The sequence below is a fragment of the Acinetobacter chengduensis genome (assembly GCF_003664645.1).
GTDB classification, from domain to species: domain Bacteria; phylum Pseudomonadota; class Gammaproteobacteria; order Pseudomonadales; family Moraxellaceae; genus Acinetobacter; species Acinetobacter chengduensis.
The window spans coordinates 13246-26477 of the sequence record NZ_RCHC01000013.1; the positions used below are offsets into that span (position 1 = coordinate 13246).

Genomic DNA, 13232 nt, shown 5'->3' on the forward strand with positions numbered 1-13232 from the left:
AGCAGTATGCGCTGATTCATACTGCTTGTTCCCACGTTTATTATTATTTGAAACGGAAAATTATTTAGTTAGAATTAGACGGTTATTACGCGTTAAGCGCAAACGGTATTCTTCACCTGCATGCATAATGCGAATTTCACGGCCCAATGCAAATAAGTTATTAGAATGCAGCATTGGTAGTGCATGATGAGTTTCGTTAGAACGAGTAAACAAGCTAAAAGGTGCGTTCATTATTATGTGCTCCGTGGTGGGTAGTGAACGAATTAAATGATAATCATTATCGAATAGCCCTGTCAACGGTAAATGATAATAATTTAAAAAAATTATAAAGCTGTTTACACTTAAGCATATTTGTCAGATTTTGAGATGTTGCTTTATGGCTAAACCCAATTTGCATATAGCGATTGCTATTTTATTGCATCAAGACCAAGTGCTGGTTGGCTGGCGAGATGCACAGCAACATCAGGGCAATAAAAATGAATTCCCAGGTGGTAAGGTGGAAGAGGGTGAAAGCCCCGTAGATGCGTGCAGACGTGAGGTGCTTGAAGAAGTTGGGATTGATTTGAATGAATGGCACCATTTTGATTTTATACGCCATGAATACGATGATGTGATTGTGAATTTACATATATTTCATAGTGCAGTCCCGAGCAATATGCTGGAGTCGATTCGTGAACCATGGCAGTGGTATCGCCGTGATGAACTGCTTAGCCTCAACTTTCCAAAAGCTAACAAGGCCATGTTAAAGCGTTTGTATTGGCAAAAGATGATCAAAATTTCAAATCAACTGAGCCACTTGGCAGAGTTGGATGAGTCTAAGCTAATGTATTGGCGTGTAGATGCTACACGTGAACAGCAAATAGAACTGGCTGAAATTAAATTAGATGATTTGTCTAAATTGATTGTAAATGTCGAGCTTTGGAAACAGCTAAATAGTGTGCAGCAAAAAACGATTGGCGCCGTACATTTAAAGCAACAACAATGCTTACAACTCAATAAGGGCGATTTACAGCAAGGTATACGTTATATTGCAGCCTGTCATGATTTAGCCTCAGTGCTTCATGCAAGCCGTATAGGATGTGATGCTGTATTGCTAAGTCCAGTTAAACAAACAGCCACACACAGCGAATCTCAGCCACTCGGATGGCAGACCTTTTCAGATATCGCACAGCAGGTGGACATTCCAGTATTTGCTTTAGGTGGAATGCAAGCAACAGATCTGCAAGAGGCCAAGCAACATTATGCTTATGGTATTGCTGGAATACGCTTTGTTTAACTCGGTGTCGTTATGCTTAGCTAAAAATTATTAAAAACCGTTCGAAAAAAAGGGCTAGCTTATAGCCCTTTAAGTGCTTGCAGTGCCTTATTGGCCGTGGCTGTATTATTTTGCTTTTGACCCGATTTCAAAATCACTTGCCACAACTGTTTTTTCATTGCATTGGTCTGAGCATAACTTAAACCACGCTGTGCCAAAGCTTGTGCATTGGCAAATTGGTTTTTACGGTTTGCAATAAGTGCTAAATACAAAAAACTTTCGGCAGATTGCGGGGCTAAGCGTTGTGCTTGATTTGCCAAGCTTTCAGCTTGATTCAGTTCACCTTTGGCATAAGCCGTTTGGGTTTGTTGCATCAGTTTTTGAAAAGCAGGTAGATTTCGACCATCATCAAATTTTTGGCTAGGTGCTTTCTGTTCGGGAATGATAATCGACTGACGTTTGATCTCAGGTACATCATAAGGATGGATCACAACGCCATCGGCAGCCTGAATGGGTTTATTGGTAGCTGCTTTAGTTGTTGTTTGCTTTTGTTCAGGTGCGGGTAGACTTTGACAGCCTACCAATACCACTAGACAGATCGCTACACTGAGTTTGCTTACATCACGATGTAATTGCAATTTATTCAATATGACACACCTTAATTTGCAAAGTTACCACTTGAAATCACTCGTGGTTGATTGGATGAATCAGCATCTGTATCCGATTCGCTTTCACGGATATAACCGCCATCTGAATAATTATCATCTTGTGGGACTGAAGGCTGTGTAGAATCGATATTAATTGTGTTTTGTTCTGATTCATATTGTGAAGCAGCGCATGCTGAAGCACGAGTCGGAATTGAATTACGATTTATGGGTACATAAATCGCATTGCTACAACCCGAAGCAGATAAGTCACCTGAACTACTATCAATCCATTGCCATGTCACACTATCGGGTTGGCGTAAGTTCACAGGTTTTTGGCGCAATTGCTTCATCACATTAGTCCAAACAGGAAGTGCACCAGAAGAACCTGTAAGACCTGTAGCTTTGTTATTATCTAAACCTAGCCATACCACAGTTGCATAATTGCCAGAGTAACCTGCAAACCATGAGTCGCGCGTATCGTTGGTGGTACCTGATTTACCTGCTAAGCCTAAAGATGATGGTAATGTTGCATAAGCAGAGCGCCCTGTACCTGCGCGCATGACTTGCTGTAAACCATAGTTAAGAATGTATGCATTCGATGGGTCAATGGTTGGTTGTACAGATAAACTATAGCGATCAAGCAAATGACCATTTGGGTCCACCACCGAGCGAATGGCTTTGACTGGATATTTAAAACCACCCGTTGCGAAGTTGCCATAAATACTCATCACTTCGAGTGGTGACATATCCACAGCGCCTAAATAAATCGATGGATAGTTTGGAATATTTGAAGTTACGCCAAATTTTTTCAAGTGATTGATAAAGGTCGACATGCCAAATTCTTGGCCTAAACGCACCGCAGATAGGTTGTATGAATTAGCAAGTGCCGTCATCATTGGCACAACACCATGTTCGCCACCACTGTAGTTTTTAGGTGTCCAAGTTTTTCCTTCGCTTTGAATACTAATTTGCGAGTCTTCAATTGGGCTGGCCCAGTTATAACGATTAGATTCAATTGCACTGAGATAAATGACAGGCTTAAGTAAAGAACCAACCTGACGTTTAGCATCCAGTGCACGGTTAAAGCCTGTAAATTCTTGTGTTGAGCCTACTGCGGCAACTAATTCACCATTTTCTGGGTGAGTCACCAATACTGCACCTTGTAAGTCTTTAAGGCGTGCTGGATTGGCCTTGGTTAAGTTGGCCACTGAGTTTTTAAAGCTATCTTGAATTCGGGTTTGAGCAATTGGATCTAAGGTTGTAAAAATGCGCAAACCTTGGTTGGTTAAGTCACTCTCTTGATACTCCGTACGTAATTGACGACGCACAATATCTAAGAAATCAGGGAAGCGGGCAGGGCCTAAAGTTGGTTTTGCCAATACATTTAATGGACGTGCGATTTCAGTTTCATATTGTTCTTGGCTCAGTGTACCCATCACCAACATATTGTTTAATACAATATCACGACGTTTTTTAGCACCCTCAGGATTACGCCATGGGTTAAACAAAGTTGGGCCTTGTACTAAGCCGACCAAATAGGCCTGTTGTGCAATATTGAGTTCACGTAAAGGTAAACCAAAATAGAACTGTGATGCCAAGCCATAACCATTGATGGAGTAATTACCATTTTGGCCTAAGTTCACTTCATTTAAATACGCTTCTAAAATTTCATTTTTGTCATAATGTAATTCAATCAATAAGGCCATAAGGGCTTCATTAACTTTACGTTTTAAGGTTTTTTCTGGGCTTAAATAGAAATTTTTAACCAGTTGTTGCGTGAGGGTCGAGCCGCCTTGACGCTTACCACCAGTTAAGTTACTTACCAAGGCACGTGCCGTACCACGCACAGAGATCCCATGGTGCTTATAGAAATTACGATCTTCTGTAGCAATCAGGGCATTAATTAAAGGCTGCGGTACATTTTTTAATTTAATCAGTACACGGTCTTCATTATGCTGTGGGTAAATACCACCAATCAGCATTGGCTCTAAGCGAGCAATACCCGTTGAGGATGGTTTAGTTGCGCTTACATCGGCAATGGCATTCTCATTAAAGGCAATTTTAAGTACTTGCTCGGGTTCAACACTATCACCAAAGTCAAAACCACGCGTGTGTACATACATTTCATTGCCAGAAACAACGTAACTCCCAGTTTTAGCATAACTTTCCGTGTTTTTATAGCCCAGCATTTTAAGTTCTTGGCTTAAATCTTGCTGATTGATAGGCGCATTAGTATAGATTTCTAAAGGGCGAGCAAATACTTTCGCAGGAATATCCCAGCGTTGGCCTTCAAATTTTGTACGTACAATGTTATCAATACGAATAAGATAGACGCTCATCGCGACAAACATACCAATGATAAGTACACAAAAAATGAAAGCAATTATGCCTATGCCACGTTCAGACTTCATAAACTATGATAAGACCCTGATAAATTGTGCTAATCATGCGAAGCTTTTTGTTAATTTGCAATATTTAAACTGTATAAGAATGCAAAATATACGGTGAAATCCGTTGTAATGAATGGCTTTAAAGTTTTTTTTAAAACAAATGCGTTAATGCTATGATATGCATGAAGCGTAGTGGAGCAAAGGCGCAGGTGCAAATTTCACACAAATCATTTAGAAATATTGGACTAATAGGACGTCCAGATAAAGTTTCTGTAGTAGATACTTTATGTCTCATTCATGACCATCTTTTAAGTCTAGGTCTGCATCCTGTATTTGACAATGCGACTGCTGCCTTGGTGCCTTATACCAATACTCAAACAGTAAGTAAGGCATTGTTGGGTGAAGTTGTTGATCTGGTGATTGTGGTCGGTGGTGATGGTTCATTGCTACATGCTGCTCGTTCATTGGTCAAATACAATACCCCTGTAATTGGTGTAAACCGTGGTCGTTTGGGTTTCTTAACCGACATTAAACCGACTGAAGTATTGTTTAAGCTTGATCAGGTATTAAAGGGTGAGTTTCAGATGGATCGCCGTTTCTTATTAGAAATGGAAATTCGCTCAAAAGGTGAGTCTATCTACGATGCCATTGCGCTCAATGATGTGGTGTTGCATTCAGGCCGTTCTGTACACATGATTGACTTCGAACTCAATATTGATGGGCAATATGTGTACCGCCAGCACAGTGATGGCTTAATCGTTTCTACACCTACAGGTTCCACTGCTTATGCATTGTCTGGCGGTGGCCCAATTGTACACCCAAGTATGGATGCAATTGCCTTAGTCCCAATGCATCCACATACCTTATCTTCACGCCCAATTGTGGTGGGTGGGCACAGTGAAATTAAAATTTTGATTCGTGAAAATCGTGTATTGCCCATGGTGAGTGCAGATGGTCAAAATAGTGTTTCATTAAATGTAGGAGATAGTTTACATATCCGTAAACATCCATTTAAACTTAATCTACTCCATCCACCGGGCTATGATTTTTACATGGCATGCCGGACTAAACTTGGCTGGAACCAAGATTTTGACTCATTGAAGCAGGATTAGATTATGAATATTGAACAAATGCTGGCCGTACTCGATCCTGAAATTGTTAGTCGTTTAAAAACGGCAATTGAAATTGGTAAATGGCCTAACGGCGTGGTACTCACCAAAGAACAACGTCAAACCTGTATGCAAGCGGTCTATGCGTGGGAAGCAAAAAACTTACCTGAAGATGAGCGTAGTGGTTATATTGACCGTGGCACTAAAGAAGAAGACGAGCATTGTGATTCTCATGTTCATGTTGAAGAAGAATTTAAGCCAATTAAATTTATTTAATGCATTAAATATTTTCTCGATCAATAAAAAAGGATGCTGAGCATCCTTTTTTATTGTCTTATCAACCATACTGCTTAACGTGATTGCCAAAGTTCACGGGCATGTTGCATAGCTTGTTCATAGCTTGCACAAGCACCCATGGTATATAAGGCAATGCCCATGGTTTCAATCACTGCTATTTCGCCATATTCATGTGCGCGTTGGCCTTCCCAAACGGCTTTGAATACGGCAAGGTCGAGTTCTTCTTCTACAGGACTACGGTTGTCAGTCAGTTTTGCTAATTCATGCTCATACAGTTTGCCATTTTGAATGCCACAAATTAATGTTTTCGCATCTGGATTACGTTCAAACTCACCACCTTCACCTTTAATGACCGCGCTGTTCTGATAGCCTAAGCGATAGGCTGACTGTTGGTGCGAGCTACGATAGGCAGGATGGAAGATCGCTTGCAAAGTGGCCTTGGCATTAAATGGATTAATTAAGCGTGCGAGCGTGTGAATCGGTGAACGTAAACCCATCACATTCCGCAGTGCAATTAAGTCACTTAAAATGGGTGAAATAGCATGCAGAGGCAAATAGGCAAAATTATTCTGCTTAAGTGCAGTTTCAACTTCAATATCTGTTTGGCAAATTGGGTAGCCTAAATATTCAAGAACTTGCTCTGTATAAACACGGTTAAGCGTGTGGCCTGAAGCACCATGCATGACAATTTTGTAGCCATTTTTAGCTAAAGTAAGCGCTGCCAATAAAAACCAAGGATAGTGTTTACGTTTTCCTGCATAAGAGGACCAATCTAAATCAACCTCAAGAGCTTTAAACTTCAGTTGATCACGTGTTGCTTGTACAAAGCCAGCTAATTCGTCTACAGACTCTTCTTTGACACGTAACAACATGAGAAATGCACCCAGTTGTACGTCCAAAACTTCATCTTTTAAAATCATGCTAAAAGCTTGATAGGCTTCGTCATAGCTTAATGAGCGTGCGCCATTTTTACCCTTACCAATAATACGTACAAACTGTGCAAAGGGATGTTCAAAATCTTGATAAATATTTCGTTTGGTATTCATAAATGTATTTTTAGGCTATGCATGACATTTGAGCCTAGTTTACGTGTATGTATGAGAGATTTCAGCTTGATTTTGGCGCTAAAACTCGCACTTATGAGACTATGGTCTAAGAGGTTGTGTTTATTATTCAACCTAAATTAACAATTGTGGGAAAACAAAAAACTAAAAAACAGGTAAAATTTAAACCAATTCGAGTGTATTACTCATCTCCTGATCCAATCTGATTTTTATCAGGTCCTGAAGTAGTTATTAAAATTACGTATACACATTTTTCTGTATTTAGCACGCTAAATACACAGGTATTCTTTTGTGTGCACAAAAGGGTTTTAACTGTTTATTTGTGTTAAATAAACAAAAACTGAATATTTCTTATCATGAGAAATATGTAGTGAAGTATTATTATGACCAAGAAACCACTTTATAAATCACTTTATTTTCAAGTGATTGTTGCTATTATTTTAGGTGTTTTGGTGGGGCATTTCTCACCAAGTTCAACTGAAATTGTAAATGGTATTAAGCAAAGCGTACCTGGTTTGGGTGAGCAATTAAAACCATTGGGTGATGCTTTCATTAAGCTCATTAAAATGATTATTGCGCCAGTTATTTTCTGTACCGTTGTGAGTGGTATCGCGGGTATGGAAAGCATGAAATCTGTGGGTAAAACAGGTGGTATTGCGCTACTCTATTTTGAAATTGTTTCTACGTTTGCGTTAATCATTGGTTTAATTGTAATTAATATCGCTAAGCCTGGTGAAGGCATGAATATCGATCCAGCAACTTTAGATACTTCAGGTATTTCAAAGTATGTTGAATCTGGTGCTTCGCAGTCTACCGTTGATTTCTTAATGCATATTATTCCAAACACAGTCGTTGGAGCATTTGCAGAAGGGGAAATTCTACAAGTCTTACTCTTTGCTTTACTCTTTGGTTTTGCACTGCATAAACTTGGCGATGCAGGTAAACCTGTATTGAAGTTTATCGATCAAATCTCGCATGTTTTCTTTAATATTGTAAATATGGTGATGAAGCTTGCACCGATTGGTGCATTTGGTGCAATGGCATTTACGATTGGTAAATATGGTATTGGTTCATTGGCGCAATTGGCTCAATTGATCATTTGTTTCTACGTGACCTGCTTATTATTTATTTGTATTGTACTGGGCACAATCGCACGTTTCTGTGGTTTCAATATTTTTAAAATGATTCGTATGATTCGAGAGGAATTACTCATTGTGTTGGGTACGTCTTCTTCAGAATCTGTACTCCCACGTATGCTGAAAAAGCTCGAAATTGCAGGTTGTGAAAAGTCTGTTGTCGGTCTAGTAATTCCAACTGGTTATTCATTTAACTTAGATGGTACGTCTATTTATTTAACCATGGCAGCAATCTTTATTGCCCAAGCAACCAATACTCAGTTGGACTTGGCACATGAAATTACTTTACTTGCAGTGTTGTTGATTTCATCTAAGGGTGCGGCAGGTGTTACTGGTTCAGGCTTTATTGTCATGGCTGCAACATTGTCGGCTGTTGGTCATATTCCTGTAGCTGGACTGGCATTGATTTTAGGTATTGACCGTTTCATGTCTGAAGCACGCGCATTAACTAACTTGGTTGGTAACTCATTGGCAACAATTGTTGTTGCAAAATGGGTAGGTCAATTGGATGTTGAACGTCTAAATTATCATTTAGATAATCCGCAAGAATTAGACCGCAAAATGCTTGAAGAACAAGACAAAGGGCATGCTTAATTCGGCAGAAGTTTGAAGTAAAGTCTAAAAAAGGAAGCTTTGGCTTCCTTTTTTATTGCTTTGTTAGAAGATGAAGATATAGCACTGCTTACAAAGAATGATGATTTAGTGGAACTCAGTCGCGTAATTTTTGCTGAGTTAAGCTGTGGGTCGTTTTAAAAATATACAATTTGAACGCAAAAGTTCTCCTTCATGACGTACTCCTAAAACTGCTCTAGGATGAGAGCATTCAAAAACAACAATCTAAAAGGGACTGTTCAATGCTCGCTTATGATGCAGATTTAGAATTATTTAGAGATAACTTCCGCCGTTTTATGCAAGAGCACATTGCACCACACTATGAGCAGTGGGAGCGAGAAGGAATTATGCCACGCGCTGTATGGAATGCATTGGGCGATAATGGTTTCCTATGTGTAGATGTACCTGAAGAATACGGCGGTTATGGTGTTCCAACACATTATTCATTAATGTTGGTGGAAGAGTCTGCCCGTGCAGGTTTTAGCGCATTATCGACAGGAATTTCGTGCCATTCAGAAATTGCGGCGCCGTATATTTTACATATCGGTTCAGAAGAACAAAAACAATACTGGTTACCCAAAATGGTGACAGGTGAAGTGGTCGGTGCAATTGGTATGACTGAACCAGGCGCAGGTTCAGATTTGCAATCGATGCGCAGTAGTGCAATTTTACAAGGCGATCATTATCTATTAAACGGCTCAAAAACTTTTATCTCAAATGGTCAGCATGCGGATTTAGTGGTATTAGCAGCTAAAACTGATCCGCAAGCGCGTGCAAAAGGTGTGTCTTTGTTGTTAGTGGATACACACTTGGACGGTTTTAAGAAAGGTACGAACCTTGATAAAATTGGTTTGCACTCGCAAGATACGTCAGAGCTGTTTTATGACAATGTAAAAGTGCCAAAAGAACAATTGTTGGGTCAAGCTGGTCAAGGTTTTGCTTATCTTATGCAAGAGCTTCCACGTGAACGTACTGCAATTGCTGCCACAGCTGTAGGTGCAATCCGTGGTTCGATTGAAGTCACGGTGAAATACGTACAAGAACGTCAAGCTTTTGGTCAGGCTGTAGGACAGTTCCAAAATACGCGCTTTGTATTGGCACAAGCAAAAATTGATGAATTGGCAACCATTGCATTTTATGAGCGTAATGTAGAACTCTATATGGAAAATAAGCTTGATGTAGAAACTGCAGCCGCCTTAAAGAGCTTTTCAACCGATACGCAGATGAAAATCGCGGACAATTTATTACAATTGTTTGGTGGCTATGGCTATATGACCGAATATCCAATTTCACGTTTCTTCGTTGATGCGCGCATTCAGCGCATTTATGGCGGAACCAACGAAATCATGAAAGAAATTGTAGTTCGTAGCATGTTGGGGCGTTAAGTTTAGATGTCTACATATTGAGTTTAAGTCATGAAAAAAGAACCTTCGGGTTCTTTTTTTATTGGCTCAAGGCAATCAAACTTTCACGGATAAAATAGGGTAAATCGGTAGACGATGGTGACGAAATATAGAGGTTATTATCATTCACTACACTTACATCGTAATAGACAGCACCTGCATTAATTAAAGACTCTACATTAGGTTTGTTAATTGTCATTAAGCGACCTGCCACAACTTGTGCTTGAATTAACAGCTGTGGACCATTTGAAATACTCATAATTAATTTATTCGACTGAGCAAAATATTGAATAAATTCGAGATAACGCTGATCTTGGGATAGGGGATCATGTGAATGGCCACCAGGAATTAATAATGCATCAAAATTGTGTAAGTCAACTTCTGCAATGCTTTGATCAATTGTAACGGCGGTGGTGTAGTGCTGGCCATGAATTATTTTACCCGCCTGTGCTTCAATATTTAGTATTGAATGTCGAGCGGCACGAAAGGCTTCTACAGTTTTGTCGTAATGAATGTCTTCAAAATGATGGGTCACCAGTACAGCAATATTTTTTGGCATGGTCGGAGACTCAAGAAATCTTTTAAAAATGCTACACCGCGCGTGCATTTATTAAGTGCGATATTTGTCACAATACAGTATGGAAAGGTAACCAAGCCATGGTGCTGTAATCATATTGTTTTTAAGGCGCAATACTCGGTTATTCTCTTGTGTGAACGGTATTTCTTTTATGAATTTTTCATTTGAATGAGTTAACTATTTTTTATGAATCTGTTGGATTTCTTAGCATGACTTGAGGGGTCACGTAGTAATGAAAATTTCTGTATTTATCATCACTTATCAAAAGTATTGTTTATTTAAAAAACAATATTGATTTAGCTAGTAAGAATCTATTTTGAGTAAATACGAATGGGTCAAATCTTGCAGATAGTTTAAACAACTGTCTGTTTTTAAGGCTGAATCAATGAAAGTCGTATTGCGCAACATTTGAAAGCTAACTATTGTTATACTTGTTTGCAAACCATGTTTTTGAAGGGCAACATAACAATGATCAACGACGATCAAAACACTAAGGCTTCTCTCGACTTAGCTCAAATACGCGAAAATATTGATTCGGTGGATATGCAAATCCAGCAATTGATTAACCGTCGTGCAACATTGGCGGAGGCAGTTGCCAAAGCAAAATTTGCTTCAGAAGAAGATCCGTTGTTTTACCGTCCTGAGCGTGAAGCGCAAGTTTTGCGTAAAGTTATGGAACGTAATGAAGGTCCGTTGTCTGATGTGACGATGGCGCGTTTATTCCGTGAAATCATGTCGGCATGCTTGGCTTTAGAAGCACCACAAAGCATTGCTTTTTTAGGCCCTGTGGGTACATATACTCATTCGGCAGTTTTAAAGCATTTTGGTCAGGATGCTGTCATTCGCCCTTTACCGACCATTGATGAAGTATTCCGTGAAGTTGAAGCAGGTAGCGCACATTATGGTTTAGTGCCTGTTGAAAATTCATCTGAAGGCGTGGTCAATCACACACTAGATTGTTTCAAAACCTCTCATCTGAATGTGATTGGTGAGGTTGAATTACCAATTCATCACCAGTTCTTAATTTCTGAAAATACACGTAAAGATAGCATCAAACAAATTTATGCTCATCAGCAAACTTTGGCACAGTGCCGTGGTTGGTTAGATGCGCACTATCCTGGTGTTGAACGTGTTGCATTAAGTTCGAATGCAGAAGCTGCACGCCGTATTCGTAATGAATGGCATTCGGCGGCCATTGCATCTGAAGTTGCATCAAGTATTTATGGTTTAGAAATCTTACACAGTAATATTGAAGACAACCCAGAAAATACAACACGTTTCTTGGTGATTGGTCGCGAGAAAGTGCCACAGTCAGGCAATGATAAAACCTCATTATTGGTCTCTGCACATGACCGAGCTGGGGCATTGTTAGAAATTTTGGCACCGTTTGCTAAACATAATATTAGTCTGACAAGCATTGAAACACGTCCAGCATTGCCAGAAAAATGGGCATACGTGTTCTTTATTGACCTTGAAGGACATGTTGAGCAAGACAATGTAAAAGCGGCCATTGAAGAAATTCGACCTTTAGTTAAAGAAGTACGTGTTTTGGGTTCATACCCAATTGCGGTGCTCTAAGTTCACAACTGTGATGTGTGTGTTTGCATGCACATCACCTTTATTACTTGAAATAATCGGAAGTGTAAAATGACGTTTGTCCCAGCCAATGAAGGCATTGCAAAATTAAAGCCTTATCAACCTGGTAAACCAATCAGTGAGCTTGAGCGTGAGTTAGGGATTACTGATATTGTAAAATTGGCCTCAAATGAGAACCCATTGGGTTGCTCAGCAAAAGTAAAAGAAGCGGTGGCTGCTGAATTGGCTGAAATTGGCCGTTATCCTGACGGTGGTGGTTTTATTTTAAAAGACCAAATTCAGGCACAATTTGGTGTAGCACATGACCGTATTACGCTAGGCAATGGTTCAAACGATCTACTCGAGATTTTTGCGCGTACTTTTGTGTCGGAACAAGATTCAGTTGTATACAGTCAGCATGCATTTGCTGTCTATGGTTTGGTTACTCAAGCGATTAATGCACAAGCCATTGAAGTGCCTGCAAAAGGTTTTTCACATGATTTAGATGCAATGGCTTCTGCTGTTCAAGCTAATACCAAATTAATTTTTATTGCGAACCCAAACAACCCAACAGGGACTTGGTTTGAAGAAGCAGAATTTGATGCATTTATGCAAAAAATTCCAAGCAATGTCATTGTGGTATTAGATGAAGCTTACGTTGAATATTTCCCAGAAAATTTTAATAGCTTGAAGTTCTTAGACCAATATTCAAACCTAATTGTTAGCCGCACTATGTCAAAGTGCTATGGCTTAGCTGCACTTCGTGTTGGTTTTGCTTTGGCGTCTGCTGAAGTGACAGACTACCTTAACCGTATTCGTCAGCCGTTCAACGTGAACCACCTTGCAATGGTGGCTGCAGTTGCTGCATTAAAAGATGAAGCTTTTATTGAACAATCACGTGTAGTGAACAAAGCAGGTATGGCTCAGTTAGAAGCTGGGGTGACTGCTTTAGGTTTAAGTTATGAACCTTCACGTGCAAACTTCTTATTAATTAATGTGAATGCAGATCCTGCACAAACATTTGCAGCTTTACTTAAAGAAGGTGTGATTGTTCGTCATGTAGGTATTGCAAATCATCTTCGTGTATCAATTGGTACTGAAGTAGAAAATGAAAAATTCTTAGCGGCTTTGGCTAAGGTGTTGGGTTTAGAGGCAAAAGCGTAAATT

General features: G+C 39.7%; 12 protein-coding genes. 7 read left to right on the forward strand and 5 right to left on the reverse strand.

What is annotated here, in order from left to right; translation table 11 throughout:
• Positions 1-60 precede the first annotated feature (60 nt).
• Entirely contained in the window at positions 61-231 is a 171-nt protein-coding gene (hemP, locus tag D9K81_RS11965; RefSeq protein WP_117007763.1) for a hemin uptake protein HemP, read from the reverse strand.
• Between the two features lie 145 nt (positions 232-376).
• Between hemP and D9K81_RS11970 the strand changes: the two genes are divergently transcribed.
• Positions 377-1276, forward strand: a complete 900-nt coding sequence (locus tag D9K81_RS11970) for an NUDIX domain-containing protein (protein ID WP_120374977.1) — start codon at positions 377-379, stop codon at positions 1274-1276.
• Between the two features lie 59 nt (positions 1277-1335).
• Here D9K81_RS11970 and D9K81_RS11975 read toward each other — a convergent pair whose 3' ends face one another.
• Together D9K81_RS11975 and mrcB are read right to left on the reverse strand one after the other, a co-directional pair.
• Positions 1336-1902 (reverse strand): tetratricopeptide repeat protein, encoded by a 567-nt coding sequence (locus D9K81_RS11975; protein ID WP_227602087.1) that lies wholly within the window; start codon positions 1900-1902, stop codon positions 1336-1338.
• Positions 1903-1913: 11 nt separating this feature from the next.
• Positions 1914-4313 carry a penicillin-binding protein 1B gene (mrcB, locus tag D9K81_RS11980; protein ID WP_120374978.1) on the reverse strand — a complete coding sequence of 800 codons (2400 nt, stop codon included), beginning with the start codon at positions 4311-4313 and terminating at the stop codon, positions 1914-1916.
• A gap of 152 nt (positions 4314-4465) precedes the next feature.
• On the opposite strand from mrcB, the gene D9K81_RS11985 reads away from it, so the two are divergent.
• Both D9K81_RS11985 and D9K81_RS11990 read left to right on the forward strand, forming a co-directional pair.
• A complete protein-coding gene (locus tag D9K81_RS11985; protein ID WP_120374979.1) occupies positions 4466-5404 on the forward strand; it encodes an NAD(+) kinase in 939 nt (312 codons plus the stop codon).
• A 3-nt stretch (positions 5405-5407) separates the two neighbouring features.
• A complete protein-coding gene (locus D9K81_RS11990) occupies positions 5408-5677 on the forward strand; it encodes a YeaC family protein (RefSeq protein ID WP_120374980.1) in 270 nt (89 codons plus the stop codon).
• Positions 5678-5751: 74 nt separating this feature from the next.
• On the opposite strand, the gene D9K81_RS11995 is transcribed toward D9K81_RS11990, so the two are convergent.
• The gene (locus D9K81_RS11995; RefSeq protein WP_120374981.1) at positions 5752-6744 is read right to left on the reverse strand and encodes a glycosyl transferase family protein; all 993 of its coding nucleotides are present in this window, start codon (positions 6742-6744) and stop codon (positions 5752-5754) included.
• A 401-nt stretch (positions 6745-7145) separates the two neighbouring features.
• Here D9K81_RS11995 and D9K81_RS12000 point away from each other — a divergent pair, with 401 nt between their 5' ends.
• Together D9K81_RS12000 and D9K81_RS12005 are read left to right on the forward strand one after the other, a co-directional pair.
• Complete coding sequence (locus tag D9K81_RS12000) at positions 7146-8492, forward strand: dicarboxylate/amino acid:cation symporter (protein ID WP_120374982.1); 1347 nt, start codon at positions 7146-7148, stop codon at positions 8490-8492.
• Between the two features lie 260 nt (positions 8493-8752).
• Positions 8753-9895 (forward strand): acyl-CoA dehydrogenase family protein, encoded by a 1143-nt coding sequence (locus tag D9K81_RS12005; RefSeq protein WP_120374983.1) that lies wholly within the window; start codon positions 8753-8755, stop codon positions 9893-9895.
• A gap of 58 nt (positions 9896-9953) precedes the next feature.
• Here the strand turns inward: D9K81_RS12005 and D9K81_RS12010 are convergent, their stop codons facing one another.
• On the reverse strand, positions 9954-10472 hold the full coding sequence (locus D9K81_RS12010) for a DJ-1/PfpI family protein (RefSeq protein ID WP_120374984.1): 519 nt from the start codon (positions 10470-10472) through the stop codon (positions 9954-9956).
• Positions 10473-10958: 486 nt separating this feature from the next.
• Between D9K81_RS12010 and pheA the strand changes: the two genes are divergently transcribed.
• Both pheA and hisC read left to right on the forward strand, forming a co-directional pair.
• Positions 10959-12068 carry a prephenate dehydratase gene (pheA, locus tag D9K81_RS12015; RefSeq protein WP_120374985.1) on the forward strand — a complete coding sequence of 370 codons (1110 nt, stop codon included), beginning with the start codon at positions 10959-10961 and terminating at the stop codon, positions 12066-12068.
• Positions 12069-12137: 69 nt separating this feature from the next.
• Positions 12138-13229 carry a histidinol-phosphate transaminase gene (hisC, locus tag D9K81_RS12020; protein ID WP_120374986.1) on the forward strand — a complete coding sequence of 364 codons (1092 nt, stop codon included), beginning with the start codon at positions 12138-12140 and terminating at the stop codon, positions 13227-13229.
• Positions 13230-13232: the final 3 nt, after the last annotated feature.